This window comes from uncultured Lawsonella sp., from assembly GCF_947252745.1.
Classification (GTDB): Bacteria; Actinomycetota; Actinomycetes; order Mycobacteriales; family Mycobacteriaceae; genus Lawsonella.
Window position 1 is genome coordinate 213591 of sequence record NZ_CAMXWW010000001.1, and the last position, 24536, is coordinate 238126.

Sequence of the window (24536 nt, forward strand, 5' to 3'; positions counted from 1 at the left end):
GAAAACCCCGCGGCCCTCTGGCTGCGGGATTTTCTGCCTATATAGGCCATTAGGTGTGAGGACACTACTCACTAGATACGTGGAGGAGCCGACGTTTCTCCAACCTGGAAACGACACTCCAGGCGTTCTGATTCCACCGGTCCATGCTCACTGGCGAACAGCAGTTCACCCGCACGCAGGCCCTTCCGCTCTGATGGCTGCACAACAGTGGTGAACTTCCGCTCGATAGCCTCCGGAATACCGTCAAAGCCAGTAATGGTGAGCTCTGCGGGCACGGAAATACCCTCATTATGGGCGTATTGCATGGCCCCCATTGCCAGTACATCAGAGGTGCACAGCAACGCCGTAATCTCCGGATGTGCCTTCAGCACTTCCTCTGCGGCAAGGCCACCCGAGGCGTAGTTGTTTTCGAAGCTTTCGAAGATCACCACATCGTCCGCATCGATTCCATGTTCGGCAGCAGAGTCAAGCACCGCGCTAATACGGGAAGCCTGCACATGCATTCGCGCAGCGCGAGCATCCTCTGCAGACACTGTGCCATTGTGGCGTACCGGGTTAAGACGAATACTGAGGATCGCTAACCGTTTGTGCCCGAGATCGAAGATATGGTCCGCCAGCATTTTCATGGCGACATAGTCATCGATGGAGACAGTAGGGATGCCTTCCAGGTCCGCCGGCTGATCCACCACCACCATGGGCATATTGCGGGCAACAACAGCTTCCAGGTAGGGGTCTTCTTCTGCCACCGAGTAAATGACGAAGCCGTCGACGCTCGCCTGATGGACGACATTGGCGGCACGGCTGGGGTCGCCTACTTCGGAGGCAGGAATGAGGGTGAGGCCGCTTTCCTGTGCCCCACAAGCTTCGGCAAGGCCGGAGAGGAACTGGGCGGCGGCGGGGTCCCGTACGGCAAACGCAAGCTCCTCGGTGAGGAGCAGACCGATGGCTCCTGCTTTGCGGGTACGCAGCGATCGGGCAACCGGATCTGGGCCCGGATAGCCCAGACGTTTAGCTGTCTCAAGGACACGCATGCGGAGTTCTTCCGACAGTTGGTCGGGCCGGTTGTAGGCATTGGAGACGGTAGTGCGAGAAACGTTCAATTCCTCAGCGAGAGAGGCGAGGGTCGCACGCTTCGACTTGGACTTCGGCATGGTTACAGTATCCCTAAAATAATTCCTCGACTAAATCGATTCTAGGAGCAGATTTCAACCACGAAGCGATTGTTCCCACGGAGTGGCAACAGGCGAGTAACTCACAGCACAGAGACGGGGAGCTCCATCACAATACGCAACGCTGAGATGTCCTCATTATTGTCGGCATACACGGTACCGACCCTGCCCCACCTCGCAATTGTTGCCAGATAACGGGCGGTTTTTCCGCTGTAAAGCCACCCAAAACAGCAGATATAAGCCGATACGCATTAGTGGGGGATGTTTCCGGAACCTACCATTGAAGTGCAGACTTTCTTGGAAAGGAACGACATGCCCGGTCATCTCCCCCGCTTCCGCCGTCGCCTCACCACCGGCCTTCTCGCCCTCACCACCGCCGTGGGCATGGGTGGTCTCACCGCCTGCGATAGTGCTTCTTCCACAGAGCCCGACGGCATCAGTATTGTTGCCAGCACCAATGTGTACGGTTCCATCGCCCAGGCCATTGCCGGAGAACATGCGACCATCCACTCCATCATCAAGGACCCCTCCGCAGACCCACACTCCTACGAAGCAAGCCCCACAGATATCGCCACCTTAAAAGATGCTGACATCGCCATCGTGAACGGTGGTGGCTACGACGAGTTCGCCGTCAAGGCCCTTGCCGACCAGGACCAGAAGAAGATCATCAACGCCTACAGTTTCCTGGAAGGCGATATCAAAGTCGACGGCGAACCGGACCGCGACAATGAGCTCATTGAGAACGAGGCCGACCACGTTGAGCAGCATGCCGACGAACACTCTCATGGGGACGAGCACGCCGGACACCATCACCACCATGTTCCTGGCGCCCCCAACGAACACGTGTTCTACGACGTGGACGTCGCCAAGGATGTCGCATCCGACCTCACCCAAAAACTGAGCGAACTTGACCCCGCCAACCAGACCACCTACCAGGACAATGAAGAACACTTCGCCCAGCGTATCGGCGAGGTAAAGGCAGTCCTGGAGAAGATCGAGAAGCAGCGTAACCACGCTCGCTTCCTACAGACTGAACCTCTCGCCACCCACCTTGTGGACCTGGCTGACATGCTGGACGTCACCCCCCACGGCTTCGCCGAAGCCATCGAGGAAGGCGCTGACGTGTCCTCCCTACAGGTAGCCGAAATGCGCGATGCCATCACAGGAAAGAAGGCGGACGTCTTCCTCTTCAATACGCAAAACGCTAACTCCACCACCCAGGAGATGCGGAAACTGGCAGAAAAGAGCGGTGTCCCCGTCGTCGACCTCACCGAGACACTGCCCGAGAAGAAGGACTACACCACCTGGATGCTCGACAATGCGGAAGCTCTCGCCACTGCCCTTGACGTGAAGTAAACACCCGCCAGCACTCTGCCCACCCTACGCCCCACTCCTCCTGCAACTGCCCTATGACCCAACCCCCTGCCCTTACTCTGCGCGGGGCCGGCCTTGACGTCCCACTGCGTCACCCCGGCCCCGGCGACGCGCACACCCGCACCCTCTGGACGAACCTCGACTTGGAGGTCCAACCCGGCGAATTCATTGCCATCTTAGGCCCCAACGGCTCCGGAAAAACTACCCTCCTGCGCGCCATCCTGGGTCTCACCTCTCTCACCCGCGGAGCCGCTTTCGTCAACGGCGAACCGATACGGCGAGGGTTGCCCTCCGTCGGATACATTCCGCAGCAACGAACCTTGGATGTCGACCTACCCATGCGGGGTCGAGATCTCATTCAGATGGGTATCGATGGCCACAAGTGGGGGTGGGCAGGGCTCTTCGCGCGGCGCCGCAACCGCGATCTCGTGGACCAGGCCATTGCCGAAGTGGGTGCAGAAGCGTTCGCGGACCGGGCAGTGGGTACACTGTCCGGCGGCGAGCAGCAGCGTATCCGGGCAGCCCAAGCACTTGTTTCCAACCCGTCAGTACTACTGTGTGACGAGCCACTGTTGAGCCTGGACCTCACCCAGCAGAAACGGGTAGTCGAACTGATCGTGCGGCAGGCTCGCGAACACCACACAGCGGTCCTCTTCGTCACCCACGAAATCAACCCGATCCTTCCCTATGTGGATCGAGTGCTCTACTTGACGGATGCCGGGCATCGTAGTGGCCCGGTCGACGAGGTGATGACGTCGGAGACGCTCACCGCGCTCTACCGTTCCCCCATCACTGTGGCGCGCGTGGCGGGCCAGATTGTGGTTGTGGGTACCGAGGAGGCGACCCATGAATGAGTTGAGCACCTTCTTTTCCGGCTTTGTCAACTGGTCGGTGACGAGTCACCTCCTCGCCTACGATTTCGTCCAGCATGCCCTCATCGCAGCGGTACTGTTGGGCCTCATCTCTGGACTTATCGGCCCATTCATTGTGATGCGGCAGATGTCCTTCTCCGTCCATGGCACCTCCGAACTGGCCCTAACCGGCGCGGCGGCAGCACTCCTCATTGGTGCATCCGTCGGGGTGGGTGCCATTGTGGGCTCGGTGATCGCCGCCCTGATTTTCGGCATTATGGGGAAGAAGGCGCATGAGCGCGATAGCACCATTGGGGTGGTACTGTCCTTTGGGCTAGGTCTGGCCGTCCTCTTCCTTCACCTCTACCCTGGCCGAACGGGAAGCCAGTTCTCGCTGCTCACCGGCCAAATTGTGAGTGTCTCCGAGAGTCACCTGACCACTCTCGTGGCGGTGACTGTCGTCGTGGTGGTGACGCTGTTGGTGATTGGTCGGCCGCTGCTGTTCTCGTCTGTGGACGACTATGTGGCCGAATCCCGGGGCGTACCAGTACGGCTGGTGAACGGAGTGTTTGCGGTGCTGGTGGGGTTGGTCGCCGCAGAAGGGGTGCAGATTGTGGGTGCCCTGCTGGTGCTCAACCTGCTGGTAACACCAGGCGCAGCGGCTCTCCAGGTAACGAAGCGGCCCGGAATGGCGGTGCTGCTGTCGGTAGTTTTCGCCGAGATTTCGGCAGTGGGCGGCATTCTCTTGTCACTCGCCCCGGGTGTGCCCATGTCGGTCTTTGTGACCTTCCTAAGCTTCCTCATCTACCTCATTTGCCGAGCTATTCCGAACAAAGCGTAGCGGCAGCGCCACCGTTGCGCGGCGGCCGTGGTCTGGGTTAGCTGGTCGGGGTTTGTAGACGCCGCTGCCTGGCAAACTCCGACAGCACCACACCACAGGCCACGGAGGCATTCAAACTCTCCACATTACTGGCCATCGGAATGGACATAATGGAGTCGCAGTTCTCCGACACGAGGCGGGAAATCCCCTTCCCCTCGGAGCCAACCACCACCACCACGGGACCGGTGCCATCGTAGGTGTCCAGGGACGCGTCACCACCTGCATCCAGCCCCACAATCTGGCAGCCTGCCTTGGCAAAGGCCTGCACTGTACGGGTGAGGTTGGTCGCACGTGCCACGGGTAGGCGGGCGGCGGTACCGGCGGAGGTGCGCCAAGCCACGGCCGTCATGGAGGCACTCCGGCGCTCCGGGATCACCACCCCGTGCCCACCGAAAGCAGCAGTGGAACGGACAGCCGCGCCCAGGTTACGCGGGTCAGTGATGTTGTCGAGCACCACAATGAGCGGTGCTTCCCCCTTCTCGCGGGCAATGTCGATAAGCTCGGCGGGGTCAGCATACTCGTAGGGCGGAATCTCCAGAGCAATGCCCTGGTGCATGCCGTTCTCGGAGAGGCGGTCGAGTTCCTTGCGAGACACTTCCTGAATGGGCAGACCCAGCGTCTTGGCGGTGTTGATGGCCTCAGTGAGGCGATCATCGTTGCTGGTGCCCTGTGCTATGTACAGGGCAGTGGCAGGGACTTCTGCCCGCAGGCACTCCAACACCGGGTTGCGGCCTAGCACCATTTCCGGCAGGTCTCGCACATTGACGTTGCGGCGACGCTGCCCGACCTGTCGCTTGCGGGCGACCCGTTGCTGCTTATCGGCGTACCAGTGCCGATCCTGTGCCTTGGGGGTGGCACCCCGGCCCTGCAGAGCTCGGCGCCCCTTCCCGCCAGACCCCTTGACCTGGCCTTTTTTAGTGCCGGCGCGGCGGACGGCGCCACGGCGCCCAGAGTTGCCTGCCATTTACTTCTCCTCCTGCAGGGACCATTCGGGCCCAGCTGCCGTATCGGTGATGACAATGCCGGCCTCGTTGAGGCGATCACGCACCTCATCGGCGACCGCCCAATTCTTCTCTGCGCGGGCGGCGGCACGTCGGTCAAGTTCTGCGCCCACCAGCACATCCAACGCCTCCATGGCGCGAGCGCTGGCGGACGTGCTGCTATCCCGCCACTGCTCTGACAACGGGTCAATACCCAGCACATCTGCCATAGCACGGACGGTACCAGCGACCTCGTGGGCACGCTGCTGGTCCCCAGCTTCCAGGGCGGCGTTTCCGGCCCGCACCTGGGTGTGGATTTCGGCGAGGGCGGCAGGCACGCCAAGATCATCGTCGAGTGCCCGCTCGAATGCGGCAGTCCAGGTGGTTATCTGGGGTTCGCTGCCGGTGCGACTGACTACCCGCTGGAGGAACGCTTCAATACGGCGGTAGCCGACGGCGGCTTCCTGCAGCGCCTCCTCCGAGTATTCAAGCATGCTGCGGTAGTTGGCGGAGCCCAAGTAGTAGCGCAGTTCCACCGGGCGCACCTTCTCCAACATGTTGGGAATGGAGAGGGTGTTGCCGAGGGACTTACTCATCTTTTCCCCGGACATGGTGACCCACCCATTGTGGAGCCAATAGTGGGCGAAGCCGTCGCCCGCACCGTGCGCTTGGGCGATCTCGTTCTCGTGGTGGGGGAACTGTAGATCCAGTCCACCACAGTGAATGTCGAATTCGGCGCCAAGGTAGGTGGTGGACATGACGGAGCACTCGATGTGCCAGCCGGGACGTCCCGGCCCCCACGGGGTGGGCCAGCTAGGCTCGCCGGGTTTGGCTGCCTTCCAGAGAGCAAAGTCGAGATGGGAGCGTTTGCCGGTGCCGGCAGAGTCGCCCTCTTCCATGTCATCAATCTTCTGGCCGGACAGACAACCGTAGTCGCCCTTCGGGTCCCTGGACCACTTGGCAAGGTCAAAGTAGACGTTACCGTCAGCGGCGTATGCGTAGCCTTCGTCAATAATGCGCTGGATGTACTCCACCATTTGGGTAACGTGTCCAGTAGCGCGCGGCTCGACGGAGGGGGGTAGTACACCCAGCATGTTGTAGGCCTTGGTGAACTCGCGCTCAAAGGTAGACACCCATTCCCACCACGGACGGCCGTTTTCGGCGGCCTTGGTGAGGATCTTGTCGTCAATGTCGGTGATATTGCGAACAAAGGCGACGTCGTTGCCTTTTGCGAGGAACCAGCGACGGAGAATGTCGAATGCTACACCAGAGCGCACATGGCCAATGTGCGGGTAGGTTTGTGGCGTCGCTCCACACAAGTAGATGGAGACGTGCCCGGGTGTGATGGGCTCGAAATCTCGGACGGTTCGGCTAGCAGTGTCATAAAGTCGCAAGGTCACGCGGTTAATTTTAGAGGAATCCGCCGCGTAAAGACACTTTCTGGGGTGTTTACCGTGGGGTGAGCTTACTCATCGAGTGCGGCATCAACGCCGTCATCTAACTCCACTCCCAGATTGTCGGCGATAACGTGGGAGACCGCCTGGGCATACTCGCTAGGCATCACGAGTGCGGTGGCGACGGCCCCCACACCTTCTCCACGACCGGCGAAGCCGAGCTTGTCGGTGGAGGTGGCAAGGACAGAGACGGGAGCACCGAGGATGTCGGTAAGCACCTGTTCTGCTTCCAGCCGGCGTGGGCCCATCTTGGGGCGGTTACCCACCATCTGAACTGTAGCGTTGAGCACCACCCAGCCATTGTCGGCGAGGAGTTCACGGGTTTCGGTGAGGAGCCGCTCCCCGGTGACATCGTCGTATTCGGGACGCCCAACACCGAAGATGGTGCCGAGATCCCCGATGCCGGCGGCGGAGAGGAGAGCGTCGATGAGCGCATGGACGACTACGTCGGCGTCCGAGTGCCCGGCGCATCCATCATCGTCGGGGAAGTGCAAGCCGGCCATCCAGCAGGCTCGCCCCGGTTCCACTTGGTGGGCGTCGGTGCCTACTCCGACACGGGGAAAGAAGTTGCGCCAGTTCGCATTCTCCATAGAGAGTTATCCTTCGCAATCCTCTTCTAGCAGCAGCTGGGCGAGGCGTAGATCGGTGGGAGTGGTGATTTTGAAGGCCTTTTCGCTCCCCGGCACAGTGGTGACCCCCAGTTGGTACTTCTCCAACAGGGTGGCATCATCGGTGGTAGTGAGCTCTTCCTTCTTGGCAGCCTGGTGGACTGTCCACAAGAGTTTAGCGTCGAAGCCCTGCGGTGTTTGCACTCGGCGGAGGCGCGTACGGTCCGGGGTTCCCAGGACGTTGTCTGCACTATCCACCATTTTCACAGTGTCGACCATGGGTAAGACGGGGATGACACCAGCGGCGGCGTCCTCCGCCATGAGAGCACGAACCTTTTCTGCCACCTCTGTGAACAGCTCGGTGGGGGCGAAGCAGCGGGCGGCGTCGTGAATGAGGACAACCCCGACGGTCTCTTCGGCATCGTCACGCATAACGTATCTGAGGCCCTCATAGATGGAGTCAGAGCGGAGTACGCCTCCGGGAAAAACTCGCACAGGAGTGGATAGGGACAGCTCGCGTGCCTGTTCTTGGGCGGTAGCGCACATCTCAAAGGCGGCCATGATGATGATTTCGTCAACGACGCTACTGGCGTCTATACGCCGCAGCGTATGCTGCAGCAAGGTGTAGTCGCCTACGCGGACGAAGGCTTTGGGAAGGTCAGCACCAAGCCGATGTCCTGCGCCAGCGGCAGCAACAATGGCGACAACCTTCCCATCTTTCCGGCTTGATGCAGATTCAACCATAAAGTTTACTCTCCTCTAAACGAGGGGCTCCTTAGGAACAGTCGGTAGCGAAATGGGGTATCAAGTTATGCAGTGTAAGTTATGCAGTGGATGTGATCAGAGGAGCCAGCGACGCGCCCGGTATCGGTACACATTCCAGACCCGTCATTCTCCTACCTATTACTTCTTCTCTGCTGCTTCCTTTTCGGCGTCAGCAACGGCCTGACGGGCACGCTCGCCCTCGGCCAGGATGGCGTTGATCTGTTCGTCACGATCGGCGTCTTCCGAGCCTGCCGCTAGTGCAAGTTCACCGACCAGGACTTGGCGGGCCTTCGACAGCATGCGTTTTTCGCCCGCGGACAGCCCGCGATCCTGCTCGCGCCGCCAGAGGTCACGGACCACTTCAGCCACCTTATTGACGTCACCAGAGGCCAGCTTTTCCTGGTTAGCCTTGTACCGTCGTGACCAGTTGGTGGGCTCTTCCACATGGGGGGTACGCAACACCTCGAAGACCCGCTCTAGGCCATCCGCATCAACGACGTCCCGAACGCCAACCTCTTCTACGTTCTTGCGCGGGACGCGAACGACGAGATCGGATTGCTGGATATGAAGTACCAGGTACTCGGTGGGCTCTCCCTTAAGAGTGCGAGTTTCGATTTCGACGATTTGGGCTGCCCCGTGGTGGGGGTAGACGACGACGTCTCCGACGTTAAATTCCATGTGGTGTATTCCCCTTTCAACCGTCCCATTCTACCACGTGCCTGACCTGCGCTTTTAATACATCGGTAGACTTCTAGCGGAAAACGAAAAGGAGTGACGTCGCTACCCGGAGCAGGGCTGCTTGCTAGTGGGCCGGCTGAGAGCCGCGGGTAGACTTCTGCGTGGTGCGCTTCTGCGTACTCTTCTTCGTCGTGGCAGACGTAGACGGGGTGGTGGCGGTGTCCTCGTCGTTCTCCGCTACCGCAGTATCATCCTCGCCCGCGGGAACCACATTGAAGGTAGCTGGCTCACCCATCTGTGCATTCAGCAGAGTGTAGAGCTTATAAGCACCTGGACCAGCCGGGGCAGCCTGCGCCGAGCAGTTACCGTCGGCATTCTGGCGGGTGCCCTCCCAATTCACAGTGAAGCGGCGGGTCTCCCCCGGATCCAGTACCTCTTTGCGGTTCTCGGCGGAAGTGTAGCAGATCTCCGACTTCCACACCGGACGGTTCGCCTTCATGGTGTAGACCTCGTAACGCTGGTGGGCGGCACCCAATTCAGCCTTACACGCCTTCTTAGACGTGTTGGTGATCTTCATAATGAGCGGCAGGTTATTACCCTGCGCCACATTAGGACGACCCACCTGGGCCTCAATCTTGAGGGCACCCGCGGCACAATCAGGGGCGTTAGAGGGCTTCTCTGTCACCGTTGCGGTAGAGGACACCGTCACCGTCGAAGAACCAGCGGTAGACGAGTTTTTCTTTCCCCCCTTGTTGACGGCTGCCACGATACCCCACACGATGAGAGCTAGCACGACAACGATGACAGCAACCGCCACTATACGGCGACGCCGGTAAATCTCGGGCGGCAACTGACCTTGTTGATCGCGGTAATCGCGGTGTTCCATGCTCACACCTTCACGATAACCAAAATTGGGGGTGCCGGCTGCTCATTGCCGTCCCGTGTCTTAGACTGACCACGTGACGACCAGCTATCTCTCCACCCCCGCCGCCCACCAGCGTATCCTCAGCTGGTTCGCGGAAGCACGCCGCCCCTTTCCCTGGCGGGATCCCCACACCAGTGCCTGGGGAGTGCTGGTCTCGGAAGTCATGAGCCAACAAACCCCCATGACCCGCGTTGAGCCCATTTGGCGGGACTGGATGGAACGCTGGCCCCACCCCAGTGACCTGGGCAAAGAGCCTGTTGCGGAGGTCGTCCGCGCATGGGGAAAACTCGGCTACCCGCGTCGTGCCCTCCGCCTCCGGGAATGCGCCCAAGTGGTGGCAGCCAAGTATCAGGACACAGTGCCGCGAGACGTAAAGACACTACTCTCCCTTCCCGGGGTGGGCTCATATACCGCGCGCGCAGTGGCCTGTTTCGCTTACGGCGATAATGTGCCTGTCGTTGACACCAATGTGCGGCGCGTCGTCGCCCGGGTCGAGCACGGCAAACCAGACCAAGGGAAACCCCGCGAGAAAGCGGACCTGGCAGAAGTGGAGGCACTGCTGCCGGAAGACCCCACCACCGGAGCCCAGTTCTCGGCCGCGCTGATGGAATTCGGGGCGCTGGTGTGTACCGCGCGGGCGCCCCGCTGCGCGGAGTGTGTGCTGGCGGATGCCTGTGCCTGGGTGGCGGCCGGAAAGCCCGTGTGGGATGACGACACGCATGGCCGACGCCCTGCTCCACAAAAATTTACGGGCACTGACCGGCAGGTGCGGGGTCTGTTGCTGGATGTGGTGCGGGAGCAGCCCGGTGGGGTGGAGAAAACGGCGCTGGATGTGGTGTGGCCGGATGCGCTTCAACGCGAGCGGGCACTGCAGTCTCTGCTGACGGATGGGCTGATGGAGTGCTCCGCGGCGGGCCGCTATGGTCTGGCGGGAGAGCTAAGTTAGCTGCTGTAAGAACGCGCCCACGTGCCGGCGATAGAGTGCCGGTTCGACATCGTGAATAATATGCCCGGGAGTGGTGGCATACACCAAGGGAAGTGCCGGGCTGTTGCGCTGCTCCATCTGTTCCATCGTGCCGTCTTGCGTCACCCCATCCTGTGCTTTGAGGAGCAACGTGGGGCAGGCGACGGCGTTCCACTCCGCCCAGGTGGGGTGGTCTCCCCAGTAGTTGGCGATGGCGGTGTACACCTCCATGTAGCCATGCAGAGTCCACACAGTGGAGGCACGGCTAGACGAGAGGTGGCGGTCGAAACTCCGCCGGAAATAACGCCCCGCAACCTCACCGAACATCTCCCCGAAGGTATCCGCGTCGAATGTCACCGGCCACGAATTGTAGTAGTCGTCGTAAAGCACCGTGGACAGCCCGCGGAAATCTGGAGACATATCCTCCACTACAACCCCCGCCACCAGCTCTGGCCAGTGGGCTGCCGCACACCAAGCGTGGAGGCTCCCCATGGAGTGGCCGACCAGGACGACCCGCCGGGCTCCGCTGTGGGCGAGGACCTCGCGGATTGCCCGCCCCAGTTGTTGGGTAAAGAAGAGGGTAGAGACATCGGGGAGGGTGTCGAGGAAGATGCGGGGCTGACCGACGACGGCCTCCGCGGGGAGCTCCGGTGGGTAGGGGCCACCGGTGTGGTAGGGCTGGTCGTAAAGATAGACCTGCCCGAGACCGGCACGGTTGGCTGCCGCAGCGAACCAGTCCAGATGGTCGAGCCAGGTGCGGGCGCGGCCCATCAGCCCATGGATGAGGAGAAGGGGATAGGCGTCGGTGGAAGGTGCCACTGCCGGCTGGGCAGGAGCCTTCACCCCGACCGGGTGAAGACCATCGTTCTCCCCTGGACAATACTGGTAGAGCCGGTAGTGGGGGCTTAGTCCACCCGGTGCAGCAGCGAGACTATTGGGCGGCGAGAATCTCATCAACCAGACGCCCCAGATCGGAGACCGTCCACCCCGGATAGCCATGCAAGCACGCTGTCCACTCCGCAGGAATAGCGGAAGCGCCCCAGCATGCCCCCAAGAGGGCGCCGGCGATGCTCGCCACCGTATCCGTGTCATGGCCCAAGGCAACCGCCTTCCGCAGAGCCTTCTGGAAGTGTTCGCCACCCCTGCCCGGCGTCGTCGCAATGGCATGCCATGCGCACACCAGTGCATCCACAACCCAGCCGTTCGTCTCCACATGGGCGGATACATCGGATTGTTCTGCCGCCTGAAATTGCTTCACCCAGAAACGCTGCTCCTCGGTATCCGCGTAATTTTGCAGGTAGGCCGGTACGCCCTGTACCGTCCCCACGAGAATGGCGTGGCGAATGGCGTTCGTCCACATTCGGCAGGCCTGGCGGGCGCGCAGATCGTAGTGGGTCAAGTCAGAGATCACCCCCGCCGCCTCCACGGCCTCGCCACCTTTCCCCTCGCCCAGATACGGGAGTGCTACCGGGGCGGTCCGCATCAACGACCCATTGCCCCCTTTATGCGTGCCCGGCAGATGCTTGGAATCCCGCAATAGTGCCTCGGCAGTGCGGGCGCCACTCGCCCCCAACACCCGCTTCGTCTGCGCACCGATAGCCGGCGGATTACTCTCCGCCCACTCCTGGAAGCCTGTGGCGACACTATCCAGCGCGGTAGCGGAGAGCAGCTCATGGTAGGTAGCAGCCGCCTGCAAAATGACAGTGCTCATGGCGGTATCGTCCGTCCACTCGCCTTTGTCCCGCTGTAGGTGCGTTGCCCCGGCGCGCATCTCAATTTCGCCCTGGTGAGCGATCTCTGCGGCAGACAGGAATTCATAGGAGGCCCCCAGAGCGTCACCCACCGCAGCTCCCAGCACGGCGCCCAAAGCCCGATCGCGGATGGACTCGTCCAACATGTGAACCTCCCGAATAGACAACCTGTGCCGGAGAAAAGACAAGGGCAGCAGATCTGATGACGAAACAGCTGGCCCCATTCTACCCGACTGCCCGTTCCCCTCCCCGAGTAGGATGAAGCCATCCCCTCCGTCTAATTGTGAGGACAACACCTGTGACTATCGTTAACCACCACGGCGCCACCAGGCGCCGGGTTCTCCGCAGCACCGCCGCCGCCACCACCGCCCTCGCCCTCACCACCGGGCTCCTGGCGGGCACCGCGCAGGCCGGCCCCAGCCCCGTCTACAAGGTGCTCCCCACCACCCCCTGGTATGTCAATGACGTTGCGGGTATGCCTGCCCCCTTCCGCGGACCACGGAAGATCGACGTGTCGGCCCCGCATGCGAAAACCCTGCAAGTCCACAATCCCAACGCAGCACCCCCGGGAGCTGGCGATTGGAATTGCCATCCCAGCAAAGAGCACCCCAACCCTGTCATCCTCGTCCACGGCACAAGCGATCGCCCCGTGTACGCTTGGAATGCTCTCGCTCCACTTCTCAAAAACGCGGGCTATTGTATCTTCGCCCCCAGCTATGGCCTTGTCCCGGGCGGTAATGGGGACGGCGCCATGGACAAGGTCGAAAATTCCGCTCTGCAGCTAAAAGCCTGGGTGGAACTAGTGCTTGCCAAAACCCGTGCCGCGAAGGTCGATATTGTGGGTCACTCGCAGGGTGGCATGATGCCCTTCTTCTACATGAACTTCCTCGACGGGTATAAGAAGGTCAACCGTATGGTGGCCATCTCCCCCTCCCTGCGCGGCACCGACGCCTTCGGCCTTCTCAAGAACCAGGCTGCGACAGATCGGGTGACGGCTCTGGGCGGCGATCTCATTTCCCCTTCGCAGCAGGACCAGATGAAGGGCTCTGCGTTTCTCCGCAAGCTGCATTCGCGCCCGCTCACCCACCCAAGTGTGGACTACACCGTCATCACCACCCGTTATGACGATGTCGTCACCCCCTACACCTCCCAGTTCTTACCTCCTGCCAAGAATGTGAAAAACATTGTGGTCCAAGACCTCTGCTCCACCGACTTAACAGACCACCACGCCAATATCTTCGACCCCACCACCCTCAATACGGTCCTCCGTGCCCTCGACCACCGCTACCACGGCACCGTCCCCTGCGGTGTCTCCTTCCCCTACATTGGCGGCTACGTCCCATTCCCCCAACAAGGCACAGCCACTGCCACAACCACCCCCAAGCAGATTCTGCCCAAAGCTTTTTACGGACCACATCCGGTAGTGATGAACAAGCTCAAAGCACAGCAGGCTGGGCTGAAAGACAAAAACGCCACACCTGCCGGCGCCAACTACTTTGACCCCGCCCTCGCCGCCCGTCACCCGCGACCCATCATCCTTGTGCACGGCACCTACGAAAACTCCAGCTCCAGTTGGATTGCCCTGGCGCCCCTCCTCCGTAATGCCGGATTCAACGTTTTCACCTTCAACTACGGCCGGATGAGCGCGCAATCCACTGCAGGCGGCATCGGAGACATGCGCGACTCTGCCAAAGAACTTGCTGCCGAGGTGGACAAGGTCCGTGCTCTCACCGGCGCCCGCCAGGTAGACCTAGTTGGCCACTCACAGGGCGGCCTCATGCCACACTGGTACCTCACCAAACTAGGTGGGTGGAAATACGTCCACAACTTTGTCGCCCTAGCCCCCGCCAACAAGGGCACGTTCACCTCCGCCGCCGCCACGTTCGTCGGCATAGAGCGAGGCCCCGCCCTCAACCAAATGCTGCCCACCTCAGACTTTGTCAGAGAACTGTGGCGCAGTGGCACACCCACGCACCCGGCGGTGCACTACACCTCCATCGCCACCCTCTACGAGGATGCGGTGGTGCCGCAGTGGTCCAGTTACCTGCCGAAAGCCCCGAACGTCACGAATATCACGTTGCAGAGCAAATACCCGCTGGACTTCGCCGACCACTTCGCACTGCCCTACGACCCGTATGCGCTCTACGAGGTGGTGCATGCCCTCGACCCGCGCATAACGTGGGCAATGCCGCGCGGGGTGGTGCCGTTCTACCTTGGCGGGTTCATACCGCTTAGTTAAGACAGCAACACAATGGCCCCATCTGGCTCAGCATTGGGCGCACACACTGTGGTCAACAAACACTAGCCCCACGAGGGCCGACAGACACCAGCCAACAGACGAGAGGTCCCCGCTTCCTTTGGGAAGCGGGGACCTCTTCACGTACTGGCATGTCCCTACACTCAGCTGAGGAACTCCTCATCTTCCGATTCGGCGGCAGCAGCACCGCCCGCGGAAGTTGGTTCATCATTATGGGAGGCGAGGGGCACAATCTGCTCCGGCTCCGCCGCCGGCTCGGGGGTATTGGCACCAGCAGCGGCCCCATCACCAGCATCCACCACATCGCGGGGCGCCTCCGGCTTCACATCGGTGAAGGTGAAGAGGGCGTTGTCGTGGGAGCCTTCGCCGTCCCAGCCGTCGACGCCCACCTGGATGGTGTCGCCCGGCGCGAAGTCACCGAAGATGATCTTCTCGGACAGTTCGTCCTCCACATAGCGCTGAATGGTGCGGCGCAGCGGGCGGGCGCCCAGCACCGGGTCGAAACCACGCTTGGCCAGCAGGCGCTTGGCTAGCTCGGTGACCTCCAGGGTGAGATCCTGGTGGCGCAACTGCTTCTGCACGCTACCCAACATGAGGTCGACCATCTCCAGGATCTCGTCCTCGGTGAGCTGGCGGAAGACGATGACGTCATCGATACGGTTGAGGAACTCGGGGCGGAAGTGCTTCTTCATGCCCTCGCGCACCTTGTTCTGCATCCGCTGGTAATTGCCCTCGTTCGCATTGGAGGAATCCTGGAAGCCCATGCCGACCGGCTTGGAAATATCCTGGGTACCAATATTGGAGGTGAAGATGATGACGGTGTTGCGGAAGTCCACCTCGCGGCCCTGTCCGTCCGTCATGCGGCCCTCGTCGAGGACCTGCATGAGGGAGTCGTAGATACGCTGGTGGGCCTTTTCGATCTCGTCGAAGAGAACCACGGAGAACGGCTTGCGGCGCACCTTCTCGGTGAGCTGGCCACCCTCTTCGTAGCCCACGTATCCGGGCGAGGAACCGAAGAGGCGGGACACTTGATAGGCATCGTGGTATTCGCCCATATCCACCGTAATGAGGGCGTCGTCGTCACCAAAGAGGAACTCGGCCAACGCCTTCGACAGCTCAGTCTTACCCACACCGGAGGGGCCGGCGAAGATGAAGGTACCGGCAGGACGCTTCGGGTCCTTCAGGCCGGCACGAGTGCGACGGATGGCGCGGGACACGGCCTGTACTGCCTCATTCTGGCCAATGATGCGCTTGTGCAGCTCATCTTCCATGTGCAGTAGACGGTTGGATTCGGACTCGGTGAGTTTGGCGACGGGGATACCGGTCCAGTTGGCCAGCACCTCGGCAATGTTGTCGTCGTCCACGATCGCATCGGAGGCGGATTCACCGTCCCGCCACTGCTGCTCTCGCACCTTCCGTTCGGCAATGAGCTTCTTCTCGTCGTCGCGCAGCGCGGCGGCCTTCTCGAAGTCCTGGTTGTCGATGGCGGATTCTTTGCGACCGCGTACCTCGGCGATCTTGTCGTCGAACTCACGTAGGTCCGGCGGGGCGGTCATGCGCTTAATACGTAGGCGGGCACCGGCCTCGTCGATGAGGTCAATGGCCTTATCCGGCAGGTAGCGGTCGGTGATGTAGCGGGCGGACAAGTCCACGGCACTGGTGATAGCAGCATCAGTGATGGTGACCTTGTGGTGCTGCTCGTAGCGGTCGCGCAGGCCCTTGAGGATGTCGATGGCCATTTCCTGAATCGGCTCTGGCACCTGAATGGGCTGGAAGCGGCGCTCCAGGGCGGCGTCCTTCTCGATGTGCTTGTGGTACTCGTCCATGGTGGTGGCGCCAATGCACTGAATCTCGCCACGGGATAGGCGCGGCTTCAGAATGTTGGCGGCGTCAATGGAACCCTCGGCGGCACCCGCACCCACCAGGGTGTGGATTTCGTCAATGAAGATGATGATGTCACCGCGCTGGGTGATCTCCTTCAGCACCTTCTTCATGCGCTCTTCGAAGTCACCACGGTAGCGGGAGCCCGCCACCATGCTGGAGAGGTCAAGGCTATAGAGCTGCTTGTTGGCGAGGATGTCTGGCACGTCGTCGTGGGCGATAGCCAGTGCGAGACCTTCCACCACGGCAGTCTTACCAACACCCGGCTCGCCAATAAGGCAGGGGTTGTTCTTGGTGCGGCGGCACAGCACCTGCATGATGCGTTCGATTTCCTTCTCACGCCCAATGACGGGGTCAAGCTTGCCTTCGCGGGCAGCCGCCGTGAGGTTACGGCCGAACTGGTCGAGCACCAGGGACGTAGAGGGGGTGCCTCCGCGGCCACGGGACGGGGAGGAGGAGGGTACTGCGGCGGCAGCTGCCGGTTCCGGGGTTCCCTCCGGGGAGCTAGAGCCTCCCTGGTAGCCGTTGAGCAGCTGAATGACTTGCTGGCGCACGCGCGGCAGATCCGCACCGAGGTTGGTGAGCACCTGGGCGGCGACGCCCTCACCCTCGCGGATGAGGCCGAGCAGGATGTGCTCAGTCCCGATGTAATTGTGGCCCAGCTGCAGTGCCTCGCGGAGGGAATACTCCAGAACCTTCTTGGCGCGAGGGGTGAAAGGAATATGGCCGGAAGGGGCTTGCGTGCCCTGCCCGATGATCTCCTCGACCTGCTCGCGCACAGATTCGAGGGAGATGTCCATGGCCTCAAGGGCCTTGGCGGCAACGCCTTCGCCCTCATGGATAAGTCCTAGCAGGATGTGCTCAGTTCCGATGTAATTGTGGTTGAGCATGCGAGCCTCTTCTTGAGCCAGCACAACCACGCGGCGAGCGCGATCCGTAAACCGTTCGAACATTGGTCTCCCTACTTGTCTCTACATTCTCATTCTATAGAACGCGCGAGCAGGCTAAATTGTTGCATCCGCATCAGGGTGCTTTTTAAATGCTCACTCCACAGCCTACGGGGCTGAGAAATGCGTCACAAACCACCTTAGAAATTCCTGATCATACCTAGTTTTTGCGGCATACCACCTCGTCAATTCCACGAATTGAGACGCCTACGCTACTAGCGTAAAAGGCACGTACTGACACAAGGAGCGCGCCATGCCCGCACTGCACAAAGATCCTCTCATCCAAGAACTCGTCGATAGTTTCGCCGACTGGTTCCTGCCCGGAAAATGGCCCTACTCCGGAGAGATGACACGCGACCTGTGGCCCTACACCCACCTCTTCACCCCCATCCAGGTGAACTCCGTTTTTATCAAAAATCGCATCGTCATGGCCCCCATGGGCAACATCACCATGTGCGATGAATCCGGCCGGCCCAACGAACAGATGGTGGACTACCTCGTTGAGCGCGCAAAAGGCGGAGTGGGACTCATCACCACCGGCCTCATCCCCTTCACCTTCGGCGTCGACCCCTCTCTCATCGAACCCGGAGACCTCACCTACTTCCCCCGCATCGACAACTCCCGCACCAACTTCGCCGGGTGGCGCGACCTCGCCCAAGGAGTCCACGCCTACGGCTCCAAAGTGTTCATTCAGCTGACGGCAGGGCTCGGACGCGTCGGCAACCCCCAATGCCTCCTCAATGACCACAAACTGCCCGTCTCCGCCTCCTGGAACCCCAACTTCTACATGGGCACCGTCCCCTGCCGTCGCCTCACCAATCACGAAATAAGAAAGATGGTGAAACTGGGCGGGCAGGCCGCCGCCAACGCGCAAGAGTGTGGACTGGACGGCGTCTACCTCCACGGCCACGAAGGCTATCTGCTGGACCAGCTCACCAGCGGCGCCTGGAACCGCCGCAAACTCGGCCGATACCGCGATCCACAGCGCTTCGGGCTAGATCTCATCAAAGAAATTCGACGCAGAGTGGGGCCCAAGTACCCCATCATGTACCGCATCGACCTCTCCCATGCCCTCAACGAAACCTACGGGCAGACCATGTTCGAGACGGACATGAAAAAGTTTGTCAACGGCCGTACCGTGGAACAAACCCTCGACTACATGAAGAACCTGGTGAAAGCCGGCGTCGACATGTTCGACGTGGACCTGGGCTGCTACGACAACTGGTGGCTCGCCCACATGCCGAACGCCATGCCACCCGCCTGCTTCGCCGCCGTCTCCCGCTACGTTAAAGAGGCCTTCGCCCGCGACGGCGTACTCTCCAACGCGGGGATGCCCGTCCCCATTGTGGAAGTCGGAAAACTGAACTACCCCGACACCGCCGAACAAGTGCTGCGGGACGGCTCCGCCGACATGGTGATGCTCGGCCGCCCGCTGCTGGCCGACGCAGAATGGGCCAACAAAGCCTACCGGGGAGACGTCGACGACATCCGACCCTGCATCGGCTGCCAAGAAGGCTGCGTGCACGAGTTTGTGGCAGGTGGCCACCCGCTCTGTGCCGTCAACGCGCGCACCGCCTTCGAATACGACATGCCAAAGGACCCCATCCCCGCAGAACAGCCCAAGAACGTGTACGTGATTGGGGGTGGCCCCGCCGGCTGTCTCACCGCTATCACCGCTGCGAAACGCGGCCACCACGTCACTCTGGTAGAAAAAACCGACCAGCTGGGTGGCCAAATTGTGCCCGGTTGCCAACCCGCGATTAAGTTCGACATCCAGCTCTACCTGGACTGGCTGCGTCGCAAAGTCGCCGAGGCAGAACGCGACAACAACCTCACCGTAATCATGAACACCACTGCCACCAGCGAGTGGGTACTCGCCCAGCAGCCCGACTCCGTCGTGGTCGCTGTCGGTAGTAACCCCGTAACCCTGCCCATCCCCGGGCAGAACACCAACCGCACCATGCTGGCCACCGATCTTCTCGTCCACCCCGAAGAACTAGCGGGCGTGCAGCGCGTCATCGTGGTGGGTGGCGGCGATGTGGGCTGCGAAGTGGCCTACTGGCTACGCATGGAACATGCGAAAGAGGTGACGGTGATCGAGATGGAGCCGCGTTTTATGGGGCACACCGTCACCTCCAACCGGGGCATGCTCATCCACTATCTGGGCCGGGCAGGTGTACCGCTGCTCAACTGCACCAAGGCTGTGGAGATCACGCCCCGCGGGCTGCGGGTAGAGCGCAATCTGCACCCCTCCGTCCCCAATCCGTATGAGACATGGCATCCCATTCTGCCAGCTAACATCGAGAACCCACTCGCACCAAAAATCAAGGAGCAGAATGAGATTCAGGAACTTCCGGGAGACCTTATCGTCTTCGCCTCCGGCTTGGCAGCAGACCACCAGCTCTTCGCGGATCTCCAGCGCGCCCACCGCATTCCCGAAGTGAATGTCATCGCGGACGCAGTGAAACCCGGCCGCGTCATGGAAGCAGTACAGGCGGCGGAACGCCTGGGACGTGCCCTCTAATACAGCTGCCCGTAAAACGGCTGAGCATGGCTGCGGAAGCTACCGAGTCTACTTGGACTGCTGGGGCTTCACCATCGGATAGAGCACCGTCTCGCGGATACCCAGGCCGGTAAGTGCCATCAGCAGGCGGTCAATACCCATACCGGTACCACAGGCCGGGGGCATACCCTGCTCCATAGCCTCCAGGAAGTCCTCATCGAGCACCATGGCCTCGTCGTCACCGGCGGCGGCCAAACGCGCCTGATCCTCGAAACGCTGCCGCTGAATCACCGGGTCCACCAGCTCGGAGTAGGCGGTGGCCAGCTCGAAGCCGCGCACGTAGAGATCCCACTTCTCCGTCACACCCCGCTTGGAGCGGTGGTCGCGGGTCAGCGGGGAGGTTTCCACCGGGAAGTCCCGCACAAAAATGGGGCCCTCCAGCTGGTCCTCACAAAGGTTCTCCCAAATCTCTTCTACCAGCTTGCCGTGCAGCCAGCCAGCATCCTGGGGTACTTCTAGGCCGATGACGCTGGCAATGTCTTGCAGCTCCTCCACGGACGTATCCACCGTCACCTCCAGCCCGATCGTCTCCGGGAATTTGCGGTGCAGCGCCTCGTTAAGAGACGGGTACATCTCGATGGTCTTCCAGCTGTCGCCGCCAAAGTCGTACTCACTGCCATCTGCCAGGGTGACGGTGGTGGAGCCAAACACCTCCAGGGCAATCTCCTGGATCATTTCTCGCATCATCACAGCGGCATCGTCATAAGTGCCGTAGGCCTGGTAGGTCTCCAGCATGGCGAACTCGGGACTGTGCGAGGAGTCCACGCCCTCATTACGGAAGTTACGGTTGATCTCAAACACCCGGTCCAAACCGCCCACAATACAGCGCTTCAGATACAGTTCCGGAGCAATACGCAGGTAAAGGTCAATGTCCAGTGCATTGGAGTGGGTGACGAACGGGCGGGCGGCAGCACCACCATGCAGCGTCTGCAGCATCGGAGTCTCCACCTCCAGGAAGCCGCGACGCTCCAGTGCGTGCCGCAGCGCACGCACCACCTTAATACGCACGATGGCGTTCTTCCGGGCCTCTTCGCGCATGATGAGGTCGGTATACCGGTGACGAATCCGGGTGTCCTCACTCATCTCCTTGTGCGCCACCGGCAGCGGGCGCAGTGCCTTCGACGCCATCGCCCAATGAGTGGCCATCACAGAAAGCTCGCCACGTTTCGAGCGGCAGACACGACCCGTCACATAGACGAAATCGCCCAAGTCCACATCGGCCTTCCACGCGGCCAGTGCATCCTCCCCCACCTCAGACAGTGACAGCATCACCTGCAACTGGGCAGCCTCTCCCAGCGCAGTGGTGGCGGCGGTGTCGTTCGTGACACCTTCCTGCAGGCGGGCAAAGCACAGCTTGCCAGTATTGCGAACAAAGAGCACTCGACCCGCGATCGTGACGATATCAGTGGACTCGTCACCATTACCGAGGGTGTCATAGTCAGTATTGTCGATGATCTCGCGCAGCGTGTGGGTCCGCGGCACCACTACTGGGTAGGGGTGGCGGTCCTCATGACCCTGGGCGGCCTCTTCCAACAAACGCAGCCGCTTGTCCTTGCGGATGCGGACTTGTTCGGGGGACTTGTCGTCATCGGAAGCGGAGGAGGCTGCAGCAGCGGCGGTTGCGCCCTGCGAGGTTTTCTTGAGATCAGTCACGTTCTCTAGAATAGTGCCTTTTTGCAGCTAGACGAATCTGGAGATGCTGCGGTGGTTACCGCCTGTATAACCTGTACAAAAGCTTAGGCAATTCCTGTTAATAGGGTTATAGAAAGATGGTGCTCATACGGTAGACATAAGGGGTGACTACTTCCGAATGTGATAAGAATGCTGCCGTGGATTCCACCGCAGCCGAAATGAAAGGTGAGCCCAAGTCCCGGCTCCCACGCTGGCTGCGGGCACCCCAGCCCAAGCAGCTGCTACCCAAGGAAGAAATCGATAAACTCTACCCGCGCCTGCGCTTCCAAGTGTTCATCGGTATCTTCATTGGCTACGCCTCCTTCTATCTGATCCGCAACAACGTCAGCCTCGTCTCCAACATTCTGTACGAGAATGGCCTCTCCAAGACCGATATCGGCATTATCGCCAACTGCCTCCTCGTGGCCTACGGTCTTTCCAAGTTCTTCGCCGCCACCATCAGTGACCGCGCGAACGCTCGCTACTTCATGCCGCTCGGCCTCATCCTGTCGGGCCTCACCAACGTTCTCATCAGCCTCTCCGCTGGTGCCACCATCTCGGTGAGTATCTTCGCCATTCTCATGACAGTGAACGGCATCTTCCAGGGCATGGGCTGGCCGCCTTCCGGCCGCGTCATGGTCCACTGGTTCTCCACCTCCGAGCGTGGTGGAAAGATGGCAATTTGGAATGTAGCCCACAACGTTGGTGGCGCCCTCTCCGGTGTGCTTGTAGCCTTCGCCCTCGACCACTTCGGTCATAACAACTGGGCATCCGCCTTCTGGTTCCCCGCCGTCATCTGCTTTGTGCTCGCCATCATCACCTTCTTCCTGGTGCGCGACAACCCGCAGTCAATGGGCCTCCCCTCCATTGAGGAGTACCACAACGACCCCGCCCCGGTGGAGATCGACGAGACTGACCGTTCCGAGTCCACCTGGCAAACGATCCGCCGCCACATCCTTCGCAACCCCACCATGGTGTTCCTGGCGCTAGCGAACGTTTTCGTCTACACACTCCGCTACGGCATCGTCTCCTGGGCGCCGCTCTACCTCGTGCAAGTGCGCGGCGGCTCCGTGGGTGAAGGCATCGCCGGCTTCTCCATCTTCGAGATCGCTGGCATCGTGGGCACCCTGATCTGTGGTTGGGTCTCCGACCGCGTCTTCAAGGGTCACCGCTCCATCACTGGCATTGTCTTCATGGCCGGCGTTATCCTCGCTGTCCTGTTGTACTGGCTGCCCCCCACCGACACCCCAATGTGGGTCTCCTGGACCGCCCTGGCTCTCGCCGGCGGCCTCATCTACGGCCCCGTCATGCTGATTGGTCTGCAGGCACTGGATCTTTCCCCCACTCACATTGCCGGCACCGCCGCAGGCTTCACCGGCCTCTTCGGCTACGTGCTGGGTGCTACCATGGCCTCCACCGGTGTTGGCGCCATCGCCCAGCACCTCGGCTGGCACGCCGCCTTCGTGTTCCTGGTGGTTTGTGCAGTGCTGTCCATTGTCCTGTTGGCGCTGGTGCACCGTAAGGAGAAGGTCATTCTGGCTAACTCCCATGCCAAGCGTGACGCGGCCCGTGCCGCCAAGCTCGAGGCTGCTACCGAAGACCTCGGCACCCCGCCGAGCAACCTGTAACACTACAGAACTGAGCACCTGCTCAGACCGTCAAACACCACACTAAAGGCGGCCTGCCCCACCCTTGCTGATGGCAGGCCGCTTTTAGTGTTAGTGACGACTATCGGAGCAGCCCCAAACTCCGCAGCAGGAACGTAAAACCACCGTGGTGGTACAGGTCATCCTCCCAGAACGCCCAGTTGTGGGCCCCTTTGTTTGCAATACGGAAAGTGAAGTTCTTCCGGTTCGGCGCAAACGCCACCATCTTCTGGAAGTCCTCTGTATCCACGTGCGAGGCTACCTCGGCGACCACTGCGAAAGGTGGTGGCTCCACCCCCGTCAGAGACGTGCCATTACCGCACGACGCACGCACGGGCATGGTGTACCTCGTGATGTTAAGAGACGGGTCGTGCGCCCTCCACTGGCCAGTGGGCCAGGGACCCCACATGCGGCGCGGCTGGTAGCCCACCATCTGGCTGCCAACCGCCAGCACCCCCGCCCGCAAAGGCCGCGACAAGGTATAGAAGCCACTCATGGCATTCACCGCGGTGTAGCGCTGCGGGAACCGCTGGGCAAGGTTCAAAATTCCCACCGACCCCATCGACAGCCCTACCAGTGCCGTCGACTTACGCCGGTTTGGAACCTGGAAGTTCCACTCCAGGTAGGCGGGTAGTTCTCGCACCAGGAAGGTCTCCCAGCGGAGGTTCTTTCCGCTATCCATCGGTGCCACATAATCCGTGTAGTAGGTTCCCGCCGCATAATCCCCCGAGATCGGGGCAACCAAGGTGACGTCGTAGTTCACCAAGCGGGCCTGCATATTGCCGGCGAAAACAAAGCCATTGTGTTTGTTATTGTCATTCAGCCCATCCAACGCCATGATGATGCGCGGGTTACCGGCCGTCTTGGCGGGAAGAATCTCCACCGGGATCGACTGTTTCATCGCCCGCGAATACACCTGGCAGTGCTGCAGGCCACGGCCGAACACATCCCAACGGCAGCCGGGGCGGAGGTAGCTGCGGTGAGCGGTGTACTGGTTCCCCACCAACGGCACCCCCACGGGCACTTTCGGGTAGGGTTCGTTCACTGAGCCATTCGGCTCATGCTCCACTGCAGTAGCAGACGGCACTGCAGAGGGGATAAGGACACCAGAGGCGAGCAACAGTGCTGCTAGTGTGCCGCTCAGCAGCCGGGGAGAAGGCGTCGTCATTGTC

Annotated in this window: 18 protein-coding genes and 1 pseudogene; 7 read left to right on the top strand and 12 right to left on the bottom strand. The window is 60.9% G+C overall.

Features of this window, described 5'->3' with window-relative positions; translation table 11 throughout:
• Window positions 1–71: 71 nt before the first annotated feature.
• The gene (locus tag Q0X28_RS00950) at window positions 72–1151 is read right to left on the bottom strand and encodes a LacI family DNA-binding transcriptional regulator (RefSeq protein WP_298575539.1); all 1080 of its coding nucleotides are present in this window, start codon (window positions 1149–1151) and stop codon (window positions 72–74) included.
• Between the two features lie 330 nt (window positions 1152–1481).
• Here Q0X28_RS00950 and Q0X28_RS00955 point away from each other — a divergent pair, with 330 nt between their 5' ends.
• From Q0X28_RS00955 to Q0X28_RS00965, 3 genes are read left to right on the top strand one after another with little or no spacing between them, the layout of a single operon-like run.
• Window positions 1482–2525: a metal ABC transporter solute-binding protein, Zn/Mn family gene (locus Q0X28_RS00955; RefSeq protein WP_298575542.1), complete on the top strand. Its 1044-nt coding sequence runs from the start codon at window positions 1482–1484 to the stop codon at window positions 2523–2525.
• A gap of 53 nt (window positions 2526–2578) precedes the next feature.
• Complete coding sequence (locus Q0X28_RS00960; RefSeq protein ID WP_296238590.1) at window positions 2579–3397, top strand: metal ABC transporter ATP-binding protein; 819 nt, start codon at window positions 2579–2581, stop codon at window positions 3395–3397.
• Complete coding sequence (locus Q0X28_RS00965) at window positions 3390–4235, top strand: metal ABC transporter permease (protein ID WP_296238588.1); 846 nt, start codon at window positions 3390–3392, stop codon at window positions 4233–4235. The genes Q0X28_RS00960 and Q0X28_RS00965 overlap by 8 nt, the downstream gene beginning before the upstream one ends.
• Before the next feature lie 37 nt (window positions 4236–4272).
• Here the strand turns inward: Q0X28_RS00965 and rlmB are convergent, their stop codons facing one another.
• The 6 genes and pseudogenes from rlmB to Q0X28_RS00995 form a co-directional block, all read right to left on the bottom strand.
• Complete coding sequence (rlmB, locus tag Q0X28_RS00970) at window positions 4273–5238, bottom strand: 23S rRNA (guanosine(2251)-2'-O)-methyltransferase RlmB (RefSeq protein WP_296238587.1); 966 nt, start codon at window positions 5236–5238, stop codon at window positions 4273–4275.
• Window positions 5239–6654: a cysteine--tRNA ligase gene (gene cysS, locus Q0X28_RS00975; protein WP_296238585.1), complete on the bottom strand. Its 1416-nt coding sequence runs from the start codon at window positions 6652–6654 to the stop codon at window positions 5239–5241.
• A 161-nt stretch (window positions 6655–6815) separates the two neighbouring features.
• Window positions 6816–7298: pseudogene (gene ispF / locus Q0X28_RS00980) on the bottom strand (2-C-methyl-D-erythritol 2,4-cyclodiphosphate synthase); the annotation flags it as partial.
• A 6-nt stretch (window positions 7299–7304) separates the two neighbouring features.
• Window positions 7305–8060, bottom strand: coding sequence for a 2-C-methyl-D-erythritol 4-phosphate cytidylyltransferase (gene ispD, locus Q0X28_RS00985; RefSeq protein ID WP_296238584.1), 756 nt, complete (start codon window positions 8058–8060; stop codon window positions 7305–7307).
• A gap of 159 nt (window positions 8061–8219) precedes the next feature.
• Window positions 8220–8759: a CarD family transcriptional regulator gene (locus tag Q0X28_RS00990; RefSeq protein ID WP_296238582.1), complete on the bottom strand. Its 540-nt coding sequence runs from the start codon at window positions 8757–8759 to the stop codon at window positions 8220–8222.
• Between the two features lie 124 nt (window positions 8760–8883).
• Window positions 8884–9645, bottom strand: coding sequence for a hypothetical protein (locus Q0X28_RS00995; protein WP_296238580.1), 762 nt, complete (start codon window positions 9643–9645; stop codon window positions 8884–8886).
• Window positions 9646–9718: 73 nt separating this feature from the next.
• Between Q0X28_RS00995 and Q0X28_RS01000 the strand changes: the two genes are divergently transcribed.
• Complete coding sequence (locus tag Q0X28_RS01000) at window positions 9719–10630, top strand: A/G-specific adenine glycosylase (RefSeq protein ID WP_296238577.1); 912 nt, start codon at window positions 9719–9721, stop codon at window positions 10628–10630.
• On the opposite strand, the gene Q0X28_RS01005 is transcribed toward Q0X28_RS01000, so the two are convergent.
• A complete protein-coding gene (locus tag Q0X28_RS01005; RefSeq protein WP_298575551.1) occupies window positions 10622–11602 on the bottom strand; it encodes an alpha/beta fold hydrolase in 981 nt (326 codons plus the stop codon). The two genes, Q0X28_RS01000 and Q0X28_RS01005, sit on opposite strands and share 9 nt — an antisense overlap.
• Window positions 11580–12545, bottom strand: a complete 966-nt coding sequence (locus Q0X28_RS01010; protein ID WP_298575554.1) for an ADP-ribosylglycohydrolase family protein — start codon at window positions 12543–12545, stop codon at window positions 11580–11582. The genes Q0X28_RS01005 and Q0X28_RS01010 overlap by 23 nt, the downstream gene beginning before the upstream one ends.
• A 152-nt stretch (window positions 12546–12697) precedes the next feature.
• Between Q0X28_RS01010 and Q0X28_RS01015 the strand changes: the two genes are divergently transcribed.
• Window positions 12698–14638, top strand: a complete 1941-nt coding sequence (locus Q0X28_RS01015) for an alpha/beta fold hydrolase (RefSeq protein WP_298575557.1) — start codon at window positions 12698–12700, stop codon at window positions 14636–14638.
• 161 nt (window positions 14639–14799) lie between these two features.
• Here Q0X28_RS01015 and Q0X28_RS01020 read toward each other — a convergent pair whose 3' ends face one another.
• The gene (locus tag Q0X28_RS01020; RefSeq protein ID WP_298575560.1) at window positions 14800–17490 is read right to left on the bottom strand and encodes an ATP-dependent Clp protease ATP-binding subunit; all 2691 of its coding nucleotides are present in this window, start codon (window positions 17488–17490) and stop codon (window positions 14800–14802) included.
• Between the two features lie 247 nt (window positions 17491–17737).
• On the opposite strand from Q0X28_RS01020, the gene Q0X28_RS01025 reads away from it, so the two are divergent.
• A complete protein-coding gene (locus tag Q0X28_RS01025; protein WP_298575564.1) occupies window positions 17738–20008 on the top strand; it encodes an FAD-dependent oxidoreductase in 2271 nt (756 codons plus the stop codon).
• 48 nt (window positions 20009–20056) lie between these two features.
• Here the strand turns inward: Q0X28_RS01025 and lysS are convergent, their stop codons facing one another.
• Entirely contained in the window at window positions 20057–21607 is a 1551-nt protein-coding gene (lysS, locus tag Q0X28_RS01030) for a lysine--tRNA ligase (protein WP_296238646.1), read from the bottom strand.
• Between the two features lie 269 nt (window positions 21608–21876).
• On the opposite strand from lysS, the gene Q0X28_RS01035 reads away from it, so the two are divergent.
• Window positions 21877–23346 carry an MFS transporter gene (locus tag Q0X28_RS01035; protein ID WP_298575567.1) on the top strand — a complete coding sequence of 490 codons (1470 nt, stop codon included), beginning with the start codon at window positions 21877–21879 and terminating at the stop codon, window positions 23344–23346.
• 100 nt (window positions 23347–23446) lie between these two features.
• Here Q0X28_RS01035 and Q0X28_RS01040 read toward each other — a convergent pair whose 3' ends face one another.
• Window positions 23447–24532: an alpha/beta hydrolase family protein gene (locus Q0X28_RS01040; RefSeq protein ID WP_296238565.1), complete on the bottom strand. Its 1086-nt coding sequence runs from the start codon at window positions 24530–24532 to the stop codon at window positions 23447–23449.
• Between the last annotated feature and the right edge of the window lie 4 nt (window positions 24533–24536).

Excerpts from the sequence above, each read along its gene's own strand:
- Q0X28_RS00950 (WP_298575539.1), bottom strand. The coding sequence starts at position 1,151 with ATGCCGAAGTCCAAGTCGAAGCGTGCGACCCTCGCCTCTCTCGCTGAG.
- Q0X28_RS00955 (WP_298575542.1), top strand. The coding sequence starts at position 1,482 with ATGCCCGGTCATCTCCCCCGCTTCCGCCGTCGCCTCACCACCGGCCTT.
- Q0X28_RS00960 (WP_296238590.1), top strand. The coding sequence starts at position 2,579 with ATGACCCAACCCCCTGCCCTTACTCTGCGCGGGGCCGGCCTTGACGTC.
- Q0X28_RS00965 (WP_296238588.1), top strand. The coding sequence starts at position 3,390 with ATGAATGAGTTGAGCACCTTCTTTTCCGGCTTTGTCAACTGGTCGGTG.
- rlmB (WP_296238587.1), bottom strand. The coding sequence starts at position 5,238 with ATGGCAGGCAACTCTGGGCGCCGTGGCGCCGTCCGCCGCGCCGGCACT.
- ispD (WP_296238584.1), bottom strand. The coding sequence starts at position 8,060 with ATGGTTGAATCTGCATCAAGCCGGAAAGATGGGAAGGTTGTCGCCATT.
- Q0X28_RS00990 (WP_296238582.1), bottom strand. The coding sequence starts at position 8,759 with ATGGAATTTAACGTCGGAGACGTCGTCGTCTACCCCCACCACGGGGCA.
- Q0X28_RS00995 (WP_296238580.1), bottom strand. The coding sequence starts at position 9,645 with ATGGAACACCGCGATTACCGCGATCAACAAGGTCAGTTGCCGCCCGAG.
- Q0X28_RS01005 (WP_298575551.1), bottom strand. The coding sequence starts at position 11,602 with ATGAGATTCTCGCCGCCCAATAGTCTCGCTGCTGCACCGGGTGGACTA.
- Q0X28_RS01010 (WP_298575554.1), bottom strand. The coding sequence starts at position 12,545 with ATGTTGGACGAGTCCATCCGCGATCGGGCTTTGGGCGCCGTGCTGGGA.
- Q0X28_RS01020 (WP_298575560.1), bottom strand. The coding sequence starts at position 17,490 with ATGTTCGAACGGTTTACGGATCGCGCTCGCCGCGTGGTTGTGCTGGCT.
- Q0X28_RS01025 (WP_298575564.1), top strand. The coding sequence starts at position 17,738 with ATGCCCGCACTGCACAAAGATCCTCTCATCCAAGAACTCGTCGATAGT.
- Q0X28_RS01040 (WP_296238565.1), bottom strand. The coding sequence starts at position 24,532 with ATGACGACGCCTTCTCCCCGGCTGCTGAGCGGCACACTAGCAGCACTG.